Raw genomic sequence first — 217 nt, 5'->3', positions numbered from 1 at the left:
CGCTTCACGTCAATGGACGACAAGATTTTATATCTCTATTCCAAAGGCATGACGACCCGTGAAATCGTTTCTACGTTCAAAGAAATGTATGACGCTGATGTATCACCAACATTGATTTCTCGTGTCACAGATGCCGTTATCGCTCAAGTCGTAGAATGGCAAGCTAGGCCACTTGATGCTGTTTACCCAATCGTCTATCTCGACTGTTTAGTGGTTA

Annotated in this window: 1 protein-coding gene; it reads left to right on the top strand. The window is 43.3% G+C overall.

Translation table 11 applies throughout. The features are described from left to right. The coding region (locus ACW689_RS21560) for a transposase (protein WP_476294462.1) at nucleotides 1-217 on the top strand (217 nt) is incomplete at both ends.

The organism is Pseudoalteromonas sp. ABE4_541 (assembly GCF_056312285.1).
This window is presented reverse-complemented; position numbering and strand designations above follow the sequence as displayed.